The sequence below is a fragment of the Carboxydocella thermautotrophica genome (genome assembly GCA_003054495.1).
Classification (GTDB): domain Bacteria; phylum Bacillota.
The window spans coordinates 1775712-1797677 of sequence record CP028514.1; the positions used below are offsets into that span (position 1 = coordinate 1775712).

Below are 21966 nucleotides of genomic sequence, written 5' to 3' on the forward strand. Positions count from 1 at the left end.
TATGCACGTCGTGGGGCTAATTACCGAATATAATCCCTTTCATAATGGCCATGCCTGGCATCTGCATGAAGCCAAACGTTTATCCGCCGCTGATTTCGTCCTGTGTGTCATGTCCGGTTCTTTTGTGCAGCGAGGGGAACCGGCTGTACTGGATAAATGGACCCGGGCCCAGATGGCCATCGCTGCCGGTGCCGATGTGGTACTGGAATTACCGGTAGCCTTTGTACTGCGTTCTGCCGGTACTTTTGCCAGAGGGGCTGTCCAGGTTTTAGCTGCAACCGGGGTAATCACTCATCTTTGTTTCGGCTCGGAAAGCGGCCAGCTGCAGCCCTTACAGGAAGTGGCTGATCTTCTGGATGAGGGCTGGTGGGAAAAGGATGTCGGAGAATTAATCCGTCAGGGCCACAGCTTTCCCAAAGCCCGCTATCTGGCTATGAAACAGCCGGAAGCCCTGGCTACTCCCAACAACATTCTGGGCGTGGAGTACCTGCGGGCCATCAAGAAAATGAATCTGGACTGGGAAGTATTTACCATACCCCGGCGTCAGGCCCATTACCATGATGAAGAACTGCCTGCTGCTACCGAAAGGGAAACCATTGCTTCTGCCACAGCTGTACGCAAAGCCTGGCAGGAAAAGGGAACAGCCCCCCTCGCGTATTTGCCCGTGCCTACCTGGCCTTACCTGCAAGAGGCTGTTGAGCAAGGCCGGGGTCCAGTATTCATGGACAGGCTCTGGCCTTTTCTCTGCTGGCAGCTGCGTCAGGATGGAGCAGAAAGCCGTTTGCTGGCTACCGTTGATGGAGAAAGGGCCCTGGTCAACCGGATCTTCAATGCCGTCACTGTAGCGGGCAGCTGGCAGGAACTGGTACAACTGACCAAAACCAAAGCCTATACCTGGACCCGGATTCAAAGGGTATTATGCCAGTTTTTGCTGAATTTTACCCGGGAAGAGGCAAATAACTGGGATGAAACCGGCCCAGCCTACCTCAGGCTGCTGGCCTATTCCCAGCGGGGGCGGCAATTGTTAAAGCAAATAAAAAAGGCCGGGAGCCTGCCCCTGGTTACTCGTACCACTCCCTGGCGTTACCACCGGCAAATGCGCCTGGATAGTCTGGCTACTGATTTGCACTCTCTCCTCTGGCCCCAGCCCTTGCCCCGCCCTGGTCTGGACTGGCGGCGCTGGCCCACCGGGCCAACAGGTTCCTGATGCCGGGCAGAGCCTGACGGGCTGTTTCTTCTCCCAAACGGATTAATTCTTCATAACAGTGAAAATCCCAGGAACCGATGTGTCCCAGTTGCGGTGTAATTAGCAAATCCGCTTCTTGTGGCAGGGTCTGACAAATCTGGCGCTCCAGAATCTCAATGCTCTGAATCGCCACTTCCCATAATTTCTCCGCCCGGTTATCAGCCAGGCCAAAGCGCACATCCACCCCGATAACCAGGTCTGCTCCCAGCTGACGAGCCATGCGAGCCGGCACCCGGGCGGTCAAGGCCCCATCCACCAGCCGACGCCCCTGCCAGTTTACCGGCTGGAAGACCACTGGTACAGCCGCTGAAGCCCGCAGAGCCAGGGCCAGTTCCCCCTCCTGAATAATGTACGGTTCCCCCTGATCCAAATCGGTTGCTACTACCGCCAGCGGTATCCGGGTCTGGGCAAAACTGCGCCCGCCGGTAAGCACTTTGAGAGCCTGATAAAAATTTTCCCCTTTATATAGCCCCAGCCCCCCCAATCCCAGATCCCGCCAGTTCAACTTACTGAGGGGGCCCACCAGATTAGCCAGCCAGCGGGGGCTGATGCCAGAGGCATAGAGGCCCCCGATAATCGCACCCATGGAAGTACCGACCAGTAAATCCAGAGGTAATCTTTCCTCTTCCCAGACCTTCAAAACCCCGATATGGGCCAATCCCCGGGCTGAGCCAGCCCCCAGGGCCAGAGCTAGCCGTGGCCGCCTCTCCTGCATGGCCTCACCCCCTGGTCTGATTTCTCCGCCTCTGCCATATATTTATTCATGGAAAGGCAGGGGATAGGAATTGAACAGGGAAAAACAAAAACTGCATCAGGGCTATTTCATCCTGATTTGTTCTCTCTTGCTAGTTGTTTCCCTGGCTATCAGCCCCAAAGTTGCTTTTCAAGGGGCCTTGCGTGGCACCAGAGCCTGGTTTGAAATCGTTCTTCCGGCTCTCCTGCCCTTTTTTATCGGTTCAGCCTTACTGGAACGTTATGGTCTCACCCACTGCCTGGGGGTATTGCTGGAGCCGGTAATGCGCCCCCTCTTTAATCTGCCCGGTGCCGCCGCTTTCGTCCTGGCCGTAGGCTATACTTCCGGTTATCCCATTGGTGCTGTTATCACAGCCAGTGAAATCAAAGCAGGGCGACTGACGCCGGCAGAAGGCCAGCGCTTGCTGGCCTTTACCAATAACGCCTCGCCCTTGTTCATGCTGGGAGCAGTAGCCGTTGGCATGCTGGGCCAGCCAGCCCTGGGCTGGACCCTGGCTGCCGGCCATTATGCGGCCAATCTGACCCTGGGTATCCTGTTAGCCTGGCGCAGCCGCCAGCATTCATCCCGGCCGCCACTTAAGGCCGGAAATCACAAAATCTGGGCAGCAGCTTTGCAAGAATTACGCCAAAAACTGCTGGCCAATGAGCGCCCCCTGGGCAGCCATCTGGCCGAAGCTGTAGGAGAAGCATGCAATAAACTGCTGGCTATCGGCGGGTTTATCATTGTTTTTGCTACCATCAGCCAGCTGCTGCTTCATTTTGGCCTGCTGGGAGCCCTGGCCCGTCTACTGGATTGGCCTTTTCAACTCCTGGGCCTGCCCGAGGGAATTGGTTTGGCTCTCGGCACTGGTTTGCTGGAAATCACCCTGGGCTGTCAGCAGGCCAGTATCAGCGACCTGCCCTTGCAGGCTAAAGTCCTTACCATCGCCGCTATTTTGGCCTGGAGCGGTTTTTCCGTCATTGCCCAGGTGGCCAGCTTTATCAGTTCCACTTCATTGCGCTTGCTGCCTTTTATCAAAGCACGACTGGTTCATATCTTACTGGCCATACCTTATACCTATTTTTTTTATCAGCTGGGCTGGAGTATACCAGCCGCAGCCTGGCCCCTACCTCAGGCTGCTAATGCCTCCTGGCTGGGGCTTTTGGTTTATTCCGGTCAATTATTTCTTTTCACCCTGCTGGTGCTGACTCTGCTGGCCATTATCAGCAGCTTACTGCACCGGCTAAAATCCTAACCCATCTGATTAGCCCGGTTCTTTTGCTGCAAATCCCGTAACTGCTCCTGGCCGGTCCTCAATTCATCCAGTACGTGACTCAAATTGCTTTCCAGCTTGAGCAAAATATCCAGGGCATAATCAGTAGCCCCTTCCCGAATCTGCCGGGCCATTTCTTCCGCCTGCCTGATGATATCTTCAGCATGGGCTTGGGCCTCTTTGACCACTTCACTTTCATGGGCCAGTTTGCTTTTCTCATCATGGGCCTGGTCGATAATTCTTTTCGCTTGCTGTTCCGCATCTTGCAGAATCCGCTGATATTCCCTGGTAATCATCCGGGCCTGCTTCAACTCGTCCGGTAAAAGCACCCGGATCCGGTCCAGGATTTCGATAAGATCACCGGCATCCAGCAAGACCTTATTGCTAATGGGTACACGAAAAGCTTCATTCACCATTTCTTCCAGGTTATCCAGTAAATCCAGTACTTCCACTCGCTGCTCCCCTCCAATGGGTAAATTTAGCCCTTGAGCTGGGCCAGTTTTTCCTTGATTTTAATTTCGACAACCTCGGGGACAAATCCTTTAATGCAACCACCATAATTTGCAATTTCTTTAATTAAACTGGAACTGATAAAGGAATATTCCGCCCGCGCCATCATAAAAAAGGTCTCCACGGAAGGCTTGAGCTTGCGGTTGGTTACCGCCATTTGTAATTCATTTTCAAAATCGGAAATCGCCCGCAAGCCGCGGATAATTACCCGCGCCTTCTGGGAAACAACATAGTCTACTGTCAAACCAGTAAAGCTGTCTACCCTGACATTAGGATAGGGCCGCAAAACTTCCCGTAATAATTCAACTCGTTCTTCCATTGAAAAAAGAGGTTTCTTAGCAGAATTAACCGAAACAGCGACTATCACCTGATCAAACACATCTGCCGCCCTTTCGATAATATCCAGATGGCCATTGGTGATAGGATCAAAACTACCCGGGTAAACAGCTATTTTCACTCTGCCTTCTCCTCCTCAATATAGAAATTCAAGGCCGCTTCCCCATATTTTTCCCGCCGTTTCAGCCGGTAACCTGCTATCTCTTCAATAGCCGGCTCCCGTGACCTGGTCTCTACTATAATCCAGCCCTCCTGCTGAAGCAGCCGGTATTGCGAAAGCAATGGCAACACTCGGGACAAATGTCCTTGTTCATAGGGCGGATCGAGAAAGATAAAATCAAATTTTCTCCCTTCCCGTCCCAAACGGGGAATGGCGCGATAGACATCATCCTTTAATACCTCTGCCCTTTCCTCCAGGCCGGTGCTGGACAAGTTGTCCCTGATGCAGGCCAGGGCTTTCGGGTCCTTTTCCACCAGCACTGCCCGGGTCGCTCCCCGGCTGAGGGCTTCAATCGCCAGGGCCCCGGTACCGGCAAACAGGTCAAGACAGGTACTATCCCAGATTCGGTTCCCGATAATATTGAACAGAGCTTCTCTGACCCGGTCCAGAGTCGGCCGGGTGGAAATACCCCTGGGAGCTTTCAGTTTTCGACCTCTGGCCTGTCCAGCTATTACCCGCAATTTTTTCACCTCATTTGCATTATAGCATAGAAAAAATTTTTTTCCAGATGTATAAACCTTTTCCCTGCAGGTAATAAATATAAATGAACCAGTCAACACTCTCCCTACAAGCTCTTTCTCCGGTTTCTCCTCTCCCAATGTTACCCGCAAGGGTAACAAATTGGGCCACACCGCAAGGTAGTGGCCTTCTTTTTTTATCTAGGATAGAGATGCAGTTGTCCTCTGGTATCCAGCAAGGCGAAAAAGATTTGCTGTGGCTGCTGGTACCCCTGTTTTTGCAGCTCTCCAACCAGCCAGTTTTCCGACAGACCAATCTGTCCCAGATTATGTTTTTGTACAATCCCATCTTTGATTAAGGGGATAGGTAATCCCTCATAACTCGTAGCTAAACTCAGATCAGCAGGAGTAACCGGACGATTCTGGCTTTTGGGGATTACACTTAGCTTTCCGGAAGTCTCCAGTACCGCGAATTCCACTTCCGCCGGTGAGGTAAAACCCTTTTCCCGTAACTGAGCCATTAAATCATCCAGGCTATAGCGCAAGCGTTTCATTTCCTCAATTACCGGCTGGCCATTAGCCACAACAATGGAAGGCTGTCCATCCATCAGTTTACGAAAGACCGGAAATTTTAACGCCAAATAGGAAGTGATAATTTCCAGCAAAACCACTACCAGAATAGGCACCAGGCTGGGCAACAGGGGTTTCTGGTAATACTCCATGGGAATAGCCGCCAGTTCTGCCAGCACAATAAAAACCACAATATCAAAAGTGGATAACTGTCCTACTTCTCTTTTTCCCATTAACCTTACCATGACCAGAATGAAAATATAAACAAAAATTGCCCGCAACACCACGTTTGCCATATATTTCCCTCCAAAAAATTATGTATAATTGCGAAAATTGCCGGGTACATTAAAGGCAGAAATTTGGAGAGGAAGATAATTCATGGCGCGACCGGAATTGCTTAAGCATTTTTCCATCAATCTCGATCTGGCTCTCGAAGCCCATGAAGCGATTCGGGGCCAGGTACAACGGGAAATTCCCGGTGTCGCAATGGAAAAACTGCAAAAACCTCATGCCACCGTAACCATCGTTACAGTCCTGGATGCCCAGGGAGAGCAATTAATGGGTAAACCGCCAGGTAAATATATTACCATCGAAGCACCAGATATCCGGGAAGGTAACCGGTTAGTACAGGCCGAAATCGCCCGGGTTTTTGCCGACCAGCTTAAATCCCTGCTATCCCTGGGGCCAGATGCCACCGTTCTTCTGGTCGGACTGGGCAACTGGAAGGCTACCCCGGATGCGCTGGGGCCCAGAGTAATCAATTCCGTCCTGGTAACCCGCCACCTTTTTCATTATGCCCCCCAGGAACTGGCCGGAGGGATGCGCCCGGTTTGCGCTCTGGCCCCGGGCGTCCTTGGTATAACCGGCATTGAAACCGCTGAAATCATCCGTGGGGTAGTGGACAGAGTCAAGCCCAATGCTGTTATCTGCATTGATGCCCTGGCCGCTGGCAGTGCCATGCGCATCGGCACTACTATCCAGCTAGCTGACACCGGTATAAGTCCCGGTTCCGGCCTGGGTCATAAACGACAGGGTTTAAATCAAGAGACTCTGGGGGTTCCTGTGATTGCCATTGGCATCCCCACCGTTTGTCATGCTGCTGTTATTGCCGGCGAGGCTATCGATAAATTACTGGAGCAGTTCCAGACCAGCCCAACCCTATATCAAATATACAAGAATCTCAATCCGGCTATGATTCAACAAATTATTAATGAAGTGCTGCACCCTTTCGCCGGCAATCTGGTTATGACTCCCAAGGATATTGATGATTTAATTTCCGAATGTGCCAGGATAGTCGCAGGTGGTCTGAATTTGGCCCTCCACCCCGGTATTCCCGAACAGGAAGCCTTCAGCTACCTGCACTAGCCATAGATGGAGAAAGGCGGGACCAAACCCGCCTTCTCCGCCACCCTTATTGCTGGGGAGTAGTGGTGCCAGCTTGCCCGGCCAGAGCTTGTTCAGCCAGCTGCACCATTTTCTTGGTCATCCATCCACCGATGCTGCCACACTCCCGTGAGGTCATATTTTCATAGCCAACAGTCTGGATTTTTTCCGCTAAACCGATTTCATTAGCGATTTCATATTTGAACTGTTCCAAAGCCCTTTTGGCACCGGGAACCGCAGTTTTGTTCCGATTTCTGGCCATGATGCCTCAACCTCCTTCGTTACTGTTGTACACGACCAGCCAAAGCCTGTTCAGCCAGTTGTACCATTTTCTTGGTCATCCATCCACCGATGCTGCCACATTCACGGGAGGTCATGTTTTCATAACCAACAGTCTGAATCTTGCCGGCTAAGCCGATTTCATTGGCCACTTCCATTTTGAACTGCTCCAGGGCCCGTTTGGCGCCGGGAACAGCCGGTTGATTGGTATTGCGTCCGCCTGGCATCTTTATCACCTCCTTTGCTGTTGGTGTTCATAGTATCCATCAAATTCAGTCACCCTATACGCAACAGTTATTGGCGCGGCTGTTTACCTGTTTCCTCTTTTGTAAAAGGAATGTTGCCAATGCCAGTGATGCCCAGTTCAGAAGCTACTTCATACTGAAATTTTTTCAGCTCCGGAGTCAGAGGAAATTCCTTTTTATTTTTTTTCGCCATCATCCTCACCTCCTCTCGAGGGTGTAAAAAGCCAGGAGAAAAATCTCCTGGCTGGTGCGACTGGACTTACTGTTTTGGTTGGGCCAGACTCCGTTCCGCCATTTCAATGGCTTTGTGCACCATCATGCCACATTGCCGCGAGGTAACGCCACCGAAACCTTCCCGCTGGACGATGTCCGCCACCCCTAATTCTCTGGCAATTTCCCACTTCAACTGCTCGGACATGATACTGCGCCGTCTGCCCATGGCCACTACCTCCTTCACCATCGCACCATTTATAGTTTGCGTGATTTGCTTAAAACTAACCAGGCAATTTTTGCCAAAAACAAAAGCGGGCTAACCCGCTTTTAATACTCCTCATTGGAAAAATAGCCGACCCAACCGGCCAGCAAAGTTTGGCCTCAAACATCGCATTTATTTTCAGGATTGCGAAAGACACTGTTGCCACACTGGGGACATTTGACTGCTGCTTCGGCATTATCCGGTTGTACAGGTTTTACCATCTTCATTTCACCTCCTGCCATAGTTTGCGGCAGGAAGGCGAAAAAAATACTCTTATCTCAGCAGCCACTTAATAATTAGCATATGCTACCACAATTGCACGAAGAAGGAAGCATGGAAATCAACCGGAACAGCAGTCTACAACATCAATTACAACGTGGTCATGGCTGATCACGTACAAGTTTTTCTCTCCGCTCCTCCCAAAATAGCCCCGGCGGTAATCGCCAAAGAGGTGACTCCTGTGGCACCTGCGGAGAGAGTACGATAGTTATAGCTTCCTACCACCCCCTATAAAAACATACCTGCTTTATCACTTTTTGTCACACTGTAAACAAAAACACAGCGATTATTCATCGCTGTAACGAACCAAAAACCGGGAGTATTTTTCCTTACACTCCTGAAGACATTTAACCTCTAGTTTTTGATAGGCCCGGCGGACTATAGTTTTCACTGTGTTTTTGCTAATTCTCAGCTTCCTAGCCACTGCTTCATAACTATATCCAGCAACCAGGTACTCCAAAACAACCTTTTCCCGCCCGGACAGTTCCAAATACTTCAGCCTCTCCTTGTCTGCCGCAACATGAGTCTCCCGGTCAACTTCCCTGGAAATTATTTTTGCCAACATTTCAACTAAAGGAATCATCTTTATTAAATCGGTTTCAATATGCGCAGAAATGTCCAAAAAACCCATTATTCCATGATAACTGCTATAAATCGGAACAGCAACACAGTACCAGGATTTTAAGAAATCACAATAATGCTGTTCTCCTCTAACTACTACCGTTTTTAGTTCTTGCATGGCCAAGCAGATGGCATTGGTTCCGGCACTTTCACAACTAAAAGATGTACCTCTCCTTATTCCAAGTTCAGCACACATTTTTAACACTTCCGGACTACAGGTAAGCTCCAGGACATACCCTTCCTTATCACAGAGCAGGAATAATACATTTTTATCCAGCAAACTGGCATAACTTTCCTGCAGCAGCGGAGCCGCGATCTCTAATAAAATCTTGTTCTGCTTTATTCTAACTAATGTTTTTTGTTTACTCAAACAAATCCTGGGTCTGTCCTGGTCCGGTTTAATGCCAAGTTGTTTGGATTTTTGCCATGATTCATTGATCCGCACTGAATCAAAAAATAAGACACTGGTATCCTGGTGGAGAAAATCAAGTTGTTTCCATTTATCAAACAAAAAGATTCCCCCCTCTTAATCTCCCCCATTCCTATGTCTATATTTTATCATGTGAAACTTTTCCTGAGAAGAAAAAACGGGCCAGCCCCCTGCTTGTCTACGACCGGTGAGCCTGGGAAGGGGCAGGCGGTTAAAACTGTTGACAGTGCTGCCCTATTTAAAACTCGGGAGTAATCGTTACCGAATGAGGCAACTCTTATACGCCATTACCACAAAATCTCCCAACAGATACTTGTGGAAAAATCCTTACAAAAATAACGAATTTCCTCTTGCAAAAAACAATTCTAATTTTGTGATACAGGAGGAATAGTAGTTGATGAATTTATTTTCTTCCAGATTGATTTGATTACAACTTTATACAATAGGTTACCGAAGATTACATAGAATATTATAGTTGCAGTTAAACAGAAATAACATAAATTCCCAGCCCAAAAAAATTGAGCGAACTGTAGAAAAGATGCAAAGCTAGCACATAACATCGTAGTTAAAAGTGTCAGATATTTTAGGCTTGAAAAACGCATTGAAAAATGATTCAAAACCGCAAGGGTGACAGAAGCAACAACTCCTATCAACGCTATAATTACACCATCTATTGGCAGAAAGAATATTTGGTTACATGAAGAACAGCCTTTAACAGTATATTTGACCCAAGCCGTATAACTAAGTAAAACTGCGTTAATTAACGATAAACAAGTTGTTGTATTTATCTTCCACACCTTTTCCCTTCCCCATTTCTTAATATAGCATTTTTATTAATCTATTAACGTTTTCTATGCGGAAATGCGCTTCGGGGGTCTCCTATCCAATCTCCTATAACCTTCCATATACCTTTATATTTACTAGCTTTTTTTTCTTTTAAGTAAAAAGGATACCATAAAAAAGTTGTTGAAAAAATCAAATAATATACTATCATTGAAATAAATCCAAAGGCTCCATTATTTGTATAGCTTTTAATAATAAAGTTAATTGTAAGTCCCAAAGTAATATTTAAAACTATAAGAGCACCATACCTGTTCCTAAAAAGAGTTCCAATTTCTAGCCAAATTCCCTTATAGCGCTGCGGTTGTTTGTCACGTAAATAAAATGGATATAAAAGAAAAAATGCATAAACTAAAAGAACTATAATATTTATAAGTAGCCACCAAGAATTCATAGATTTTAACCTCTTTCAACTAATTTAAGAATATGGTTGAAGCCACTCGGCTTCAACCATATTAACCCTCTATTTACAATAACCTATATCTTGGCACAAAGATGGACAAGTAATGTAACTTCCTACTCCACCACAAATAATACTATAGACAACTCCACAAATTATCGGACAGGTGAAGTTTCCAAATGGTGAACAGGCAATCATACATGCGAAATAACTAGTTAACCCACAACCACCGTTCCAGAGGGTATTACATATTCCAAGACAGATGTCACAACTAGTCCATGCCGCGTTTATTTCTTTTTGAGAACCAGTTTTATCTTTTTTATCATACGGAATAAAAGGCCCTTCTTTCCAATTAATTTTAGGTTGATTATTAATAATTTCTATTTTAGAGGTATTATAGATTTTTCCATTTTTAATGTCGTAAACATCTATTGTTTTTGTACCATTTACGTTTTGAAGAACACCTGCACCTACTTTCACTTTACCATTAAAATCTGCGTAAACAAGTTGAATATCTTTAGATCCTTTAATTGTTAATATTAATACATTCCCTTGTTTTTTGGAGTATACATAGTTCGCTGCTCTTTTCTCTGATACCTCATAGCTGCCGCCTGTTAACTTATCCAGTAAAATACGTACATCCTGTTTTTTTAACGCCTCTTCAGCCAAGCTTTCTAGCTCTTTCCCTGTAATTTCCGTGTAGTCTAAAGAACTATTCTTTTTTAAAAAGTCAGCAGTTACATACCCAGCCATTGCCGGCGTTGCTAGCAAAATTAAGGATAGAATAACCGCAATAAACATACTTATCCTTTTATCAACCTTTAATAACATAAATTTTACCTCCTAACTTAGTATACTTTAGTTGTCATCAGGTAGACTTTTATAAATCTATTAAAGTTTTTTAAACGAAATAGTCAGCACCATCGGATGACAATGCGATAAAAGTAAGAGCTTCCTACCACCCCCATAAACACATACCTGTTACCCTCACTCTTCTGTATATGAATATATCCCATTTTGATTAATTATGGTATCACCCCGTTTGTCACCTTTTTGTCACCTTTTTTGTCACCCCATAAACATTACGCAGTGACCCTCAAAAGAAAAAACGGGCCAGTAGCCCGTCGTTAAAAATACTACCCGATTTGTGCCAAATCCAGACCATCGGCAAAAGTAGCTTTCAATTCCTCCTTCAGCAGCCGGTGTTCCGGTCGGGCCAGTTTCGGATCTTCTTCCACAATCCGGAATGCCAGCTGGCGCGCTCCTTCCAGCAGGGGCAAATCCTTGACCAGGTCGGCCACCTTCAGTTCCGGCAGCCCTGACTGACGGGTACCGAAGAATTCCCCTGGGCCCCGCAGTTTCAAATCCTCCTCCGCCAGCACAAAACCGTCATTGGTCTGTTCCATGATGCGCAGGCGGGCCCGCCCTTCAGCCGATTGGGTATCGGAAATCAGGAAACAATAGGACTGATATTCTCCCCGCCCCACCCGGCCCCGCAGCTGGTGGAGCTGGGCCAGGCCAAAGCGTTCGGCATCAATCACCACCATGATAGTAGCATTGGGCACATTCACCCCCACCTCAATCACGGTAGTGGAAACCAGGATTTGCAGGCGGTTCTGGCGGAATTCCTCCATTACCCCTTCCTTTTCCTCCTGTTTCATGCGGCCATGCAGCAGCCCGACCCGGAACTGGGGAAAAATCTGTTCCTGCCACTCCTGGGCCAGTTTGGTAGCCGCCTCCAGATCCATTTTTTCCGATTCCTCTACCAGCGGACAGACTACATAGGCCTGGCGCCCTTGCTCTAACTGTTCTCGGATAAAAGCATAAAGCTTGTCCAGCCGGCTGCGATTGAGCCAGTGGGTTTTCACCGGCTTGCGCCCCGGCGGCAGTTCATCGATGACGGAGACATCCAGGTCCCCGTACAGAGTCAGGGCCAGGGTGCGGGGAATGGGGGTGGCTGTCATCACCAGCAAGTCAGGATGGTTGCCTTTTTCCCGCAAGAGGGCTCGCTGACGCACTCCGAAGCGGTGCTGTTCATCCACTACCGCCAGGCCCAGGCGGGCAAAAACCACATCCTCCTGTAACAGGGCATGGGTGCCGATGACAATGGCCAGATGGCCGGAAGCCAGGTCAGCCAGCAGTTGCCGCCGTTCCTTTTTGCTTTTGCTGCTGGTCAAAAGGCCAACCGGCAAGCCCAGGGGTCGGAACAGCTCCTGCAAATTCCAGTAGTGCTGTTCGGCCAGAATCTCGGTGGGAGCCATCAATGCCCCCTGATAGCCAGAGGCCACTGTTTTCAACAGGGCCAGGGCAGCCACGATGGTTTTCCCGGAGCCCACATCCCCCTGCACCAGCCGGGTCATGGGCCGGGGTGCGGCCATATCCCGGTAGATTTCCCCCAGTACCCTTTCCTGGGCTCTGGTTAACTGAAAGGGCAGGCGCTGGCGAAATTCAATTTCCAGCGGCAAGGGTACCGGACTATGAGCTATACCTTTGGGAGCGGTTTTTTCCGTGCCTTTCAACAGAGCCAGAGCCAGCTGCAGGAGAAAAAGCTCATCAAAAGCCAGACGCCGCCGGGCCAGCTCCCTGCTGGTCCAGGACTGGGGAAAATGGATTTCCTGTAAAGCCTGGGGCCGGGGCAGGAGGCTGTGTTGCTGACAGTACTGCCCTGGCAAAAATTCGGGGGCGATCTCATCCACCTGGTCCAGCAAGCGGTAAATTACGGTGCGGAAAAAGCGGGAATTGAGCTGGCCACTGCCAGGATAGACCGGCACAATCCGGCCGGTGTGAATCAAGTCCTGGCGGTCCACAATCTCGAATTCCTCCACATTGATCTGGGGAATGCCATAGGCCCGATCGGTTTTGCCCGCCACCACCAGTTCTGTGCCCGCCTTCAGCTGTTCTTTCAGATAACGCTGATTGAACCAGACAGCATAGACCTGGCTCTCTTCCACCCTGAGCAGAGCTTTTAAGATCACCAGCCCCCGGCGCGGACGCAGCTCCTGGACATTGACCACCGTCCCCAGCACCGTTTCCTTTTCCCCGTGTACCAGCTGGGAGGGGTGTTTGAACTGACTGCGGTCCTGGTAATCCCGGGGCAGGTGAAAGAGCAGATCCCGCAGGGTATTGATACCCATGGCCTGCAAGGCAGTAGCTCTCTTAGGGCCGATATTTTTCACATATTGCAACTGGGCCGGCAGGCCCTGGCTTTTTTCGGCAGTGCGGGCCGGTGGTGCTTCTGTCTTTTCCTTCGCCTCCAGCTGTGTTTCCAGCTGGGGTTGGGACTGGGCCCTCCGGGGCGCCGGCCTGCTTACCGGCAAATTGACCAGCCAGTGCCAGAGCTTTTCCAGCTTCTCCTCCCGCTTGCTGCGACTCACCTGGCCATAATCGGCAAAAAGCCGGATGAAGTCGGCAGTTTCTGCCCTGCCTCCACCACCCGGCTTACCCGCCAGTTTTTCCAGCTGCTGTATGACAAAACGGTCAAAGCCGCCAAACACAGCCCCATTATTGCAACCCAGGCGCTTTTCCGCCTGGATGGCTTTTAACAAGAGGGTTTTGCTGTCCATTGCCTTTCACCTCAAACCGACTCCTCCACCGGGAAAAAGGCGATGCCCACTGCGCCTGGACCGGCATAGGTGCCGATAACTGTTCCGACCTCATTGATCATAATCACATCAAAACACTGAAATTCCTGGACAATGCGCTGATGCAGTTTCATCACACTTTCAAAATCATTGGCATGGAGGAGGGCACAGCGCATAGGCCGTCCCTGCAGACGCTCCCGGACCAGTTCCACAATCCGGTCAATGGCCTTATTCCAGCCCCGTACTTTGTCAATGGGGGTAACCACTCCATCCTGCATGGTAAGGATGGGCTTGATATTGAGCAGGCTGCCGACAAAGGCCTCGGCCTTGCCAATGCGCCCGCCCTTGAAGATATAATCCAGGGTATTGAGTACAAAATAAAGACGGCTTTCCTGTTTCAGCCTCTCCACCAGGGCGATAATTTCCTCTTTACTGCGCCCTTCCCGGGCTGCCCGGGCCGCCTCAACCACTATGATGCCAAGGCCAATGCTGAGGCTTTCCGAATCGATTACCGTAATATCTGCCCCTTCCGTCATTTCCGCTCCCAGGCGGGCACTTTGCACCGTGCCGCTGGTCTTCTGGCTGAGATGGATGGAAATGACCTGGGTGCCCTCAGCCGCCAGTTCCCTGTATACTTCAGCAAACTCCAGTGGTGAAGGCTGGGAAGTGGTAGGCAGGTTTTGCAAATGGGGCAAACGCTGATAAAACTCTTTGGAATTCAGGGTTACGCCATCCAGATAGGTTTCCCCATCCAGAAAAACTTTTAAAGGCACTATCTTGATGCCATATTCCTGCACCACCTCGGCCGGAATATCGGCAGTGCTATCAGTCACAATCCTGACTTTTCCCATCTATTCCACCCCAAACACATAAGCATAAACGGGTTGGTCTCCCTGGTGCAGCTCAATTTCCAGCTGCGGATAGGCCGCCTGCAGGCGAGTCAGCATTTCTTGCTGTTCCTCAGGCCCAACCCCTTCCCCGGCAAAAAAGGTCAATAAAGAATGATCTTCCGTTACTATGTGGGCCAGCATGTTCAAAAACACTTCTTCCCGGGTCTTGCCCACCACCTGTACTTTGTCATCAATTAACCCCAGTATGTCGCCGGCCTTGATGGCCAGACCATCGATCTGACTATCCCGGACGGCATAGGTAATTTCCCCGGAAACCACCTGACCCAGGGCTGCCGTCATTGCCTCCACATTGGCCGCCAGGTCTGCACCCGGATCAAACTGCATTAAAGCTGCCAGCCCCTGCGGAATAGTACGGCTGGGGATAACTACTACCTGCTTGCTGGTCAGCTGCCCTACCTGTTCAGCCGCCATGATCACATTCCCGTTATTGGGCAGGATCAGGACAGTGCGGGCCGGAACCGCTTCTACTGCAGCCAGCAGATCTGCGGTACTGGGATTATTAGTCTGTCCGCCGGCCACCACCTGGTCAACCCCCAGGCTGGTGAAAACCCGGGTTAAGCCGGCTCCCGTTGCCACGGCCACCAGTCCCAGCTCCTTTTCTTCTTTAACAGGAGCGGCAGCTGGCTTGCTGGCTTCCTGCTGTTGCTTCTCCAGATACTGGTCTAACATGTTGGAGATTTTAATATTATGTAAGCTGCCGTATTGTACCGCAATTTCCAGGGCCTGACCAGGATGGTTGGTGTGGACATGGATTTTGGCTAGATCAGCCTCGCCCACCACCAGCAGGGAATCTCCCAGGGGGTCCAGTTTCCCCCGTAACAGGGCCAGAGGCAAATCCTGGCCTTTCAGAATAAATTCCGTACAATAGTGGTATTTGATATCCCCCAGGTCAGCTGGTAACTCATCTACTACTTCCACCATTTGAGGAGTGGCCTGGGCTTGCGCCGGTTTGGTCAGTACCCATTGTACATCCTGGTCCTGGAAGGATGCCAGCATGGCCCGCAAAAGGATAACCAGCCCCTGGCCACCGGCATCCACTACCCCTACCTGCCGCAAAATGGGCAGCAATTCCGGTGTCCGCTGTAATCCTTCTTCAGCAGCTACCACTGCTGCTTGCCATACTTCAATAGCGGAGCTAGCCTTGCGGACAGCCTTTTCCGCCCCCTGAGCCGCTTCGCGAATCACAGTCAGTATCGTGCCTTCAACCGGCTTTAGTACCCCTTTGTAAGCCGTATCGGCAGCGCCGCGGAAAGCAGCAGCCACCTCTTTCGGCCCCATTTCCTGTACCTGGTTCAGCTTCAAGGCAAATCCCCGCAAAATCTGGGAGAGGATCACGCCCGAGTTGCCGCGGGCTCCCATCAAAGAGCCCCGGGCCATAGCCTGGGCCACGGCGGGAATGGTATCCTCCCGAACCCGGGCCAGTTCCGCTACCGCTCCCTGCCAGGTCAGAGCCATATTGGTCCCGGTATCACCATCAGGAACGGGAAAAACATTTAATGCATCCACTTGCTCCCGCTGAGCCTGTAATACTTCACCTGCGGTTACAAAAGCCTTTCTCAGCTGACTGCCATCGATAGTCCTAGACACACCTGTTCCTCCTGCTCTAAATTAACTTTCCTGCAAACGTACTCCCTGGACTGTAACATTTACCTGGGCTACCCGCAGCCCGGTGGTGTTTTCCACCAGATACTTGACCCTTTCCTGAATATTATGGGCAACCTCGGAAATCTTTACCCCATACTGGACGATAATGTAGAGGTCAATGGATACTTCCTGTTCATCAGTGCGGGTGACATACACGCCCTTGTGAGCCTGGTCGCCGCGAAAAAGTTCGGCCAGGCCGTCAGTTATCTTGCGAGAAGCCATCCCAACCAGTCCATAACATTCCATGGCTGCATTGCCAGCTATAACAGCAATCACATCTTCACTGATCTGAATTTTTCCCAGCATATAAAAACCTCCTCCAGCACATCTTTTAATATTATAACCGCTAATTAATCACAAAAAAAGGGCCCACCTGCATGCGGGTCACCTGCTGCTTAATTACTGCTAACAATCTGGTTCAGTTCAGCCAGCAGTTTTTCTAAATCAACACCATGCATCTTCGCCCCGGCCGCAATGGATTCTGCAGTAGCACCCATACATTCAAGACAGTGCATTCCATACTTTTTAAAAATCTCTCTGGTTTGCGGATAGCGGGCTATCGTCTCAAAAATGGACATATCTCTGGTAATCACGGGACATCCCCCCTTAAAATTATATATTCAACGCAGCTTGCACATTTTCCTGCTTGCCAACTAAGAATGTTTCTGTTAGAATATAGAAGTGATTTTTGCGAGCGGTTGGCTGTAAAGGAGGTGGGTTGTAAAATGGCAAAGTGTGCAGTTTGCGGTAAAGGTCAAGTGGTAGGCATCCAGCTCAGCCACTCTCACATCCGGACCAAGCGGACCTGGTCTCCCAACCTGCAGCGGGTAAAAGCTCTGGTCAATGGCACTCCCAGGCGGATCATGGTTTGCACCCGGTGCCTGCGTTCCGGCAAGGTCCAGCGGGCCATCTAATTTAGCAAAAAAACCAGCAATAGCGCTGGTTTTTTTATTTTTCCTCCCTTTTATTCAATTCAAACATCAGCTGCTCCAGCTCTGCCTTGCTGAAATGATACTTTTCATTGCAAAAATGGCAGCGCAATTCTGCCCCACCCTCGGCAGCCATTTCTGCTAGCTCTTTCCAGCCCAGCGCAAGCAAAATGCCACTCATTCTTTCTCTGGAACAGCGGCAGGCAAAGCGCACTTCCTTGCGTTCCAGGATCTGAAAATCAAAGCCCTGTAAAGCCTGTTGCAACAAGTCCTCCGCCCTTGCTCCTTCGGCTACCTGGGAGGAAACCGGTGGGAGCTGGGCCAAATTGGCCTCCAGAGCGTTGATAACCTCCTCGGTCGCACCAGGCATCAGCTGCAGGAGAAAACCACCAGCAGCCTGCACATGGCCCTCTGGAGCCACCAGTACCCCCAGCGCCACGACAGAGGGGATCTGTTCCGATTTGGCAAAATAATGGGTCAGATCCTCGGCAATCTCCCCTGATACCAGAGGGGAAGTCCCGGTATAGGGCTCTTTCAGGCCCAGGTCACGGGTAATGTAGAGCTGGCCCTGTCCCACCGCCCGGCCTACATCCAGTTTTCCGGGACCTTTGGGCGGTAAATCCACATGAGGCTCCTGGACATAGCCCCGCAAATTGCCTTCAGCATCTGCCTGAGTAATAATCCCACCAATGGGGCCATCACCAAAAATACGCAAGGTGACGGTTTCCTCATTTTTCAAAGTCGCTCCCAGCAACGCCACTGCCATCAGACAGCGGCCCAGAGCCGCAGTAGCAGTAGGCCAGGTATCATGCCTTTGTCGTGCTTCTTCCACAGCCCGGGTTGCCGTCAGGGCCAGGGCCCGGATTTGCCCCCCGGCAGCTATCCCCCGGATCAACTCATTTTGCATCTTTTTTCCGCCTTTCTACCAGTTAATTTCCTTTATCACTGCACCATTCTGAAGATTAAGCAGCTGAATGCCCCGTTCAGTCACTACCGCCAGGGTCGGAGGCCAATCCTCTTTAGGCAAAGTAGGACTGCCCGGATTTAACAAAAAGGTCCCTTCCTGTTCCAGCAGTACAGGCACATGGGTATGGCCGCTGATCACCACCCGGGCTTTCTGCTGTTTAGCCAGCTTAATCAGACCAGCGGGGCCATCATATTGATGCCCATGGGTTATAACCAGTAAACCAAAGGAAGTATGTACCTGGGTCAAAGGAGGGAGCTGGCGAGCCAGCATCATTTCATCCACTTCGGCATCACAATTGCCCCGTACTGCCAGCCAGGGCCGGGTTAAGCTGTTAAGGGCCTCCGCCAGCGCCGGCGGATTGTATCCGGCTGTAATCGGGTTACGGGGGCCAGGAGCCAGGATATCCCCGGCATGTAAAATCAAATCACAATCGGCCAGTACCTGCTGCCAGGCCTGTTGCCAGACCTGAGAATTGCCATGAGTATCAGAAATCACTCCTATCCGCATGCCAATCACCTCACCGCCTATTTTACTGCCCCTTCGCTATCAGGTCAAGTAAAAGGAAAACGGGCCATGCGGCCCGCTCAATCCAGTTCTTTATTTGCGCAATTCCATACCAGCTCCGGCTTTGGTAGCCTGGGAAGCGATCATGTCACTATTGCCGCTATTGACCAGTTTATGCCAGGTACCTGCCGGTACATAGATAATGGAACCAGCGGCAACAGCGATTTTCTCTTCCCCATTGCCATTATCCAGATAAAACTCCCCTTCGCCCTGGAAGACAAAGAAAACCTGGTCGCCTTCCGGATGGCGATGGTAATCCAGCACCTGGCCGGGTTTGAAGTAGTAAGTGTCAACCCCCAGCATGCCGCCGCTGAAGTTGGCGATTTTATTCATAGCTTCTGCTTTAAAAGCGGGATTTTGAATGACATTTACGTGTTGACTCATAATTTATACCTCCTCATCGATTTCAGTATTAGTTTTGCCTTGCTACTGTTAACAATATACCATGTTAATTTTTGTTTGTCAATAATAATTATTATTATCCTTTAATAAAATCAGCCATCTCTTTACAAAATAGCTTCTGAGGAGGGTCGCTTATGCGCAGTTTATGGAAAGGGGCCGTTAGCTTCGGCCTGGTTAATATCCCGGTCAAAATGTATGTAGCCACCGAAAAAAAGGATATCCGCTTCAATTATCTGCATCAACCCTGTCATACACCGGTACAGTACCGGAAATATTGCCCCACCTGTCAACGGGAAGTGGAGGCAGAGGAAATAGTGCGCGGTTACGAATACAATAAAGGCCAGTATGTCATCATCTCAGAAGAGGATCTGGAAAATATACCGGCCCCAACGGCCAGAGCCATTGAAATCCTGGATTTCGTTGAGCTCAGACAGATTGATCCTATCTATTATGACAAGACCTATTATCTGGCTCCAGCCGAAGGAGGGCAAAAGCCCTATGCCCTGCTGAAAGCAGCCATGGAAAAGACCGGCAAAATCGCCATCGCCAAAGTCACCATCCGCAGCAAGGAGGCCCTGGCAGCAGTGCGCTGTCATCAGGAATGTCTGGTGCTGGAAACCATGTTCTATCCCGATGAAATTCGCTCTCCCCGCTATATACCGGAACTGGAATTTCAGGCCCAGTTGCAGGAAAAAGAACTGGAAATGGCGGTTACCCTGATCAATAACCTGGCCGCCCCCTTTGACCCGGAAAAATACACCGACCGCTACCGGGAAGCTCTGCGCCAGGCAATCGCAGCCAAAATCGCCGGCCAGGACGTAGTCGCTGTCCCGGCTGCTCAGCCGGCAAAAGTAGTAGATTTGCTGGAGGCCTTAAAAGCCAGTCTGGAACTGACCAAACCCCAGGCCAAAGCAGCCGGGGGTGAAGGCTGATGCCCCTCTTTTACCCACCCATGCTGGGAACCCTCTGGCGGGAAGAATGGCCGACAAACTGGTATTATGAAGTCAAATGGGATGGCATCCGGGCCCTGCTCTATCTGGAAGAAGGAGGCTGGCGACTTTTAAGCCGCCGTGGCCAGTTGCTCAACCACGCTTTCCCGGCCCTGGAAGACCTGCGTTCAGCTTTTTCCTTTCTGCCAGTGGTTTTAGATGGTGAACTGGTAGCCTTTGACCAGCAGGGCCGTCTCTCCTTTTCCGCCATCTTAAAGCAAATGCAGGGAAAACAAACCCTGCCCTGGTACTACTGGGTATTTGATTGCCTGCACCTGGGGGAGCCGTTGCTGCATCTTCCCCTGCGGGAGCGCAAGGAAAAACTGGCCCGTTCTTTCCCTCATCATCCTCTGGCTGGACCGGTGCAGTGGTATCAAGGAGAACAGGCCCGCCTGCTGTGGCAAAAAGTAAAGGAGCTGGAACTGGAAGGAATGATGGCAAAAGACCCTGAAAGTCCCTACCTGCCAGGAAAACGCAGTCAGCACTGGCTCAAAATCAAGCGGGAACAGCGGCTTGAACTCTCGATCCTCGGTTTTACCCGGGAAAACCGTCCGGTCAGCTCTCTGCTGGTAGGAGAAATCAGCCCTGCAGGAGAGAAAAAAGTCAGGGGTAAAGTTAATTGCTCCCTACCCGCTCCCCGTTATCAGGCGCTGGTACAGCTGCTAAGAGCGCTAACCCTGGAGCAGGAAGGCAATATTTTCTGGGTACAGCCCCTGTTAATTGCTGAAGTCGCCTATTTGGAGTTAACGGCAGAAAACCAGCTGCGCCATCCCCGTTTGCTGGGAATTAGAAAACAGGAGGAGAAAAAATGAACCTCCAGCTTACTAATCTGGATAAACCCTTTTGGCCGGAAGGCATTACCAAGGGAGATTTGCTGGCCTATTATCAGGCTATGGCCTCTGCCCTGCTTCCCCTGCTGTGCCAGCGTCCCCTGGTCCTGAAACGTTACCCTGATGGCATTGAGGGTGAATATTTTTATCAAAAACAGGCTCCACCTCACACTCCGCCAGATTTTCCCCGGGTCCACTGGCATGGCATCGATTATCTCTATGTAAAAACTGTTGAACACCTGCTATGGATCATCAATACCGGTGCCATTGAGATCCATGCCTGGCCTTCCCGGGTACCCCGGCTGGACCAGCCCGATATCCTCCTCTTTGACCTGGATCCCGCCCCAGGAGTCCCCTTTTCCCAGGTCTGTCAGGCTGCCCTGCTGGTCAAGGCTGCGCTGGAAAAGCTGGGTCTGGTGGGATTTGTTAAAACTTCCGGTTCCCGGGGCTTGCACATTTTTGTGCCCATTCAACCGGGACCAGCGAGTGGTCAATTGCGGCGGGCCCTGGCCCTGCTCTGCCAGACCCTGGTTCAGGTCTGGCCGACCGGTCTTACTACCGAATTCAGTAAAAGCAAGCGCCAGGGCAAAGTCTATCTGGATTACCTGCAAAATACCACCGGCAAATCCACTGCCTGGGTCTACAGTGTGCGCCCATTGCCGGGCGCACCCCTCTCCTGGCCGGTCAGCTGGGATGAAGTCGAGGCAGGCAATTTAAACCCGCAGCAATTTACCTTGCATAATTACCTTCAGTACATTCCTCAGGCCCGGCAGCTCTGGGGGGATTTTTTTCAACAGGCCCGGTCGGCCGCAGGTTTACTGGCTTTACTATCTTGACACGAAGGCCTGGTT

General features: G+C 50.4%; 27 protein-coding genes and 1 pseudogene. 8 read left to right on the forward strand and 20 right to left on the reverse strand.

All coding sequences use genetic code 11. The annotated features are described in order from the left end of the window. Positions 1-10 precede the first annotated feature (10 nt). Positions 11-1207: a nucleotidyltransferase gene (locus CTH_RS08885; RefSeq protein ID WP_159073847.1), complete on the forward strand. Its 1197-nt coding sequence runs from the start codon at positions 11-13 to the stop codon at positions 1205-1207. Here the strand turns inward: CTH_RS08885 and CTH_RS08890 are convergent. Continuing rightward, positions 1116-1961 (reverse strand): patatin-like phospholipase family protein, encoded by an 846-nt coding sequence (locus tag CTH_RS08890; protein ID WP_078664937.1) that lies wholly within the window; start codon positions 1959-1961, stop codon positions 1116-1118. The two genes, CTH_RS08885 and CTH_RS08890, sit on opposite strands and share 92 nt — an antisense overlap. 70 nt (positions 1962-2031) lie before the next feature. Here CTH_RS08890 and ylbJ point away from each other — a divergent pair, with 70 nt between their 5' ends. Next, positions 2032-3234 (forward strand): sporulation integral membrane protein YlbJ, encoded by a 1203-nt coding sequence (ylbJ, locus tag CTH_RS08895; RefSeq protein WP_107753601.1) that lies wholly within the window; start codon positions 2032-2034, stop codon positions 3232-3234. Here the strand turns inward: ylbJ and CTH_RS08900 are convergent. From CTH_RS08900 to CTH_RS08915, 4 genes are all read right to left on the reverse strand, one after another. Continuing rightward, entirely contained in the window at positions 3231-3704 is a 474-nt protein-coding gene (locus CTH_RS08900) for an ATP synthase subunit B family protein (RefSeq protein ID WP_107753604.1), read from the reverse strand. The two genes, ylbJ and CTH_RS08900, sit on opposite strands and share 4 nt — an antisense overlap. A 26-nt stretch (positions 3705-3730) precedes the next feature. Then, entirely contained in the window at positions 3731-4219 is a 489-nt protein-coding gene (gene coaD, locus CTH_RS08905; RefSeq protein ID WP_078664940.1) for a pantetheine-phosphate adenylyltransferase, read from the reverse strand. Further along, positions 4216-4779, reverse strand: a complete 564-nt coding sequence (gene rsmD / locus CTH_RS08910; RefSeq protein ID WP_242952036.1) for a 16S rRNA (guanine(966)-N(2))-methyltransferase RsmD — start codon at positions 4777-4779, stop codon at positions 4216-4218. Before rsmD ends, coaD begins: the two co-directional genes overlap by 4 nt. Before the next feature lie 194 nt (positions 4780-4973). After that, positions 4974-5642 (reverse strand): DUF421 domain-containing protein, encoded by a 669-nt coding sequence (locus CTH_RS08915; RefSeq protein WP_078664941.1) that lies wholly within the window; start codon positions 5640-5642, stop codon positions 4974-4976. Between the two features lie 82 nt (positions 5643-5724). Between CTH_RS08915 and gpr the strand changes: the two genes are divergently transcribed. After that, entirely contained in the window at positions 5725-6711 is a 987-nt protein-coding gene (gpr, locus tag CTH_RS08920; RefSeq protein ID WP_078664942.1) for a GPR endopeptidase, read from the forward strand. A 46-nt stretch (positions 6712-6757) separates the two neighbouring features. Here gpr and CTH_RS08925 read toward each other — a convergent pair whose 3' ends face one another. The 4 genes from CTH_RS08925 to CTH_RS08935 form a co-directional block, all read right to left on the reverse strand. Continuing rightward, the gene (locus tag CTH_RS08925) at positions 6758-6991 is read right to left on the reverse strand and encodes an alpha/beta-type small acid-soluble spore protein (RefSeq protein WP_078664943.1); all 234 of its coding nucleotides are present in this window, start codon (positions 6989-6991) and stop codon (positions 6758-6760) included. A 19-nt stretch (positions 6992-7010) separates the two neighbouring features. Next, positions 7011-7235, reverse strand: a complete 225-nt coding sequence (locus CTH_RS08930; protein WP_078664944.1) for an alpha/beta-type small acid-soluble spore protein — start codon at positions 7233-7235, stop codon at positions 7011-7013. A gap of 67 nt (positions 7236-7302) precedes the next feature. Further along, positions 7303-7446: an alpha/beta-type small acid-soluble spore protein gene (locus tag CTH_RS14145; protein ID WP_159071902.1), complete on the reverse strand. Its 144-nt coding sequence runs from the start codon at positions 7444-7446 to the stop codon at positions 7303-7305. 66 nt (positions 7447-7512) lie between these two features. Beyond that, the gene (locus CTH_RS08935; protein WP_079933701.1) at positions 7513-7692 is read right to left on the reverse strand and encodes a small, acid-soluble spore protein, alpha/beta type; all 180 of its coding nucleotides are present in this window, start codon (positions 7690-7692) and stop codon (positions 7513-7515) included. A gap of 415 nt (positions 7693-8107) precedes the next feature. Here CTH_RS08935 and CTH_RS14540 point away from each other — a divergent pair. Beyond that, a pseudogene (locus CTH_RS14540) lies at positions 8108-8176 on the forward strand (IS200/IS605 family transposase); the annotation flags it as partial. 117 nt (positions 8177-8293) lie between these two features. Here CTH_RS14540 and CTH_RS08940 read toward each other — a convergent pair. From CTH_RS08940 to CTH_RS08975, 8 genes are all read right to left on the reverse strand, one after another. Then, positions 8294-9139 carry a LuxR C-terminal-related transcriptional regulator gene (locus CTH_RS08940; RefSeq protein ID WP_078664946.1) on the reverse strand — a complete coding sequence of 282 codons (846 nt, stop codon included), beginning with the start codon at positions 9137-9139 and terminating at the stop codon, positions 8294-8296. Between the two features lie 760 nt (positions 9140-9899). Further along, positions 9900-10292 (reverse strand): hypothetical protein, encoded by a 393-nt coding sequence (locus CTH_RS08945; protein WP_078664947.1) that lies wholly within the window; start codon positions 10290-10292, stop codon positions 9900-9902. 69 nt (positions 10293-10361) lie between these two features. Then, complete coding sequence (locus tag CTH_RS08950; protein WP_107753606.1) at positions 10362-11129, reverse strand: hypothetical protein; 768 nt, start codon at positions 11127-11129, stop codon at positions 10362-10364. Between the two features lie 305 nt (positions 11130-11434). Continuing rightward, complete coding sequence (gene recG / locus CTH_RS08955) at positions 11435-13861, reverse strand: ATP-dependent DNA helicase RecG (protein ID WP_078664949.1); 2427 nt, start codon at positions 13859-13861, stop codon at positions 11435-11437. 11 nt (positions 13862-13872) lie between these two features. After that, complete coding sequence (locus CTH_RS08960; RefSeq protein ID WP_107753608.1) at positions 13873-14730, reverse strand: DegV family protein; 858 nt, start codon at positions 14728-14730, stop codon at positions 13873-13875. Continuing rightward, entirely contained in the window at positions 14731-16377 is a 1647-nt protein-coding gene (locus tag CTH_RS08965) for a DAK2 domain-containing protein (protein WP_107753610.1), read from the reverse strand. A 21-nt stretch (positions 16378-16398) separates the two neighbouring features. Beyond that, on the reverse strand, positions 16399-16740 hold the full coding sequence (locus CTH_RS08970) for an Asp23/Gls24 family envelope stress response protein (RefSeq protein WP_078664952.1): 342 nt from the start codon (positions 16738-16740) through the stop codon (positions 16399-16401). Positions 16741-16829: 89 nt separating this feature from the next. Further along, a complete protein-coding gene (locus CTH_RS08975; RefSeq protein WP_107753612.1) occupies positions 16830-17027 on the reverse strand; it encodes a DUF1858 domain-containing protein in 198 nt (65 codons plus the stop codon). A gap of 132 nt (positions 17028-17159) precedes the next feature. Here CTH_RS08975 and rpmB point away from each other — a divergent pair, with 132 nt between their 5' ends. Continuing rightward, positions 17160-17348, forward strand: a complete 189-nt coding sequence (gene rpmB, locus CTH_RS08980; protein WP_078664953.1) for a 50S ribosomal protein L28 — start codon at positions 17160-17162, stop codon at positions 17346-17348. 34 nt (positions 17349-17382) lie between these two features. On the opposite strand, the gene hslO is transcribed toward rpmB, so the two are convergent. The 3 genes from hslO to CTH_RS08995 all read right to left on the reverse strand — a co-directional run bounded on the left by hslO (position 17383) and on the right by CTH_RS08995 (position 19278). Continuing rightward, complete coding sequence (gene hslO, locus CTH_RS08985) at positions 17383-18270, reverse strand: Hsp33 family molecular chaperone HslO (RefSeq protein ID WP_079906506.1); 888 nt, start codon at positions 18268-18270, stop codon at positions 17383-17385. Between the two features lie 15 nt (positions 18271-18285). Next, the gene (gene yfcE, locus CTH_RS08990; protein WP_079932992.1) at positions 18286-18837 is read right to left on the reverse strand and encodes a phosphodiesterase; all 552 of its coding nucleotides are present in this window, start codon (positions 18835-18837) and stop codon (positions 18286-18288) included. Between the two features lie 90 nt (positions 18838-18927). Next, positions 18928-19278 carry a cupin domain-containing protein gene (locus CTH_RS08995; protein WP_078664956.1) on the reverse strand — a complete coding sequence of 117 codons (351 nt, stop codon included), beginning with the start codon at positions 19276-19278 and terminating at the stop codon, positions 18928-18930. A 152-nt stretch (positions 19279-19430) separates the two neighbouring features. Between CTH_RS08995 and ku the strand changes: the two genes are divergently transcribed. Genes ku through ligD form a run of 3 tightly spaced genes read left to right on the forward strand, consistent with a single transcriptional unit; the run spans position 19431 to position 21951 of the window. Beyond that, the gene (ku, locus tag CTH_RS09000; protein ID WP_107753613.1) at positions 19431-20228 is read left to right on the forward strand and encodes a non-homologous end joining protein Ku; all 798 of its coding nucleotides are present in this window, start codon (positions 19431-19433) and stop codon (positions 20226-20228) included. Then, positions 20228-21097: an ATP-dependent DNA ligase gene (locus tag CTH_RS09005; RefSeq protein ID WP_079932993.1), complete on the forward strand. Its 870-nt coding sequence runs from the start codon at positions 20228-20230 to the stop codon at positions 21095-21097. The genes ku and CTH_RS09005 overlap by 1 nt, the downstream gene beginning before the upstream one ends. Continuing rightward, the gene (ligD, locus tag CTH_RS09010; protein ID WP_078664959.1) at positions 21094-21951 is read left to right on the forward strand and encodes a non-homologous end-joining DNA ligase; all 858 of its coding nucleotides are present in this window, start codon (positions 21094-21096) and stop codon (positions 21949-21951) included. The genes CTH_RS09005 and ligD overlap by 4 nt, the downstream gene beginning before the upstream one ends. Positions 21952-21966 lie beyond the last annotated feature (15 nt).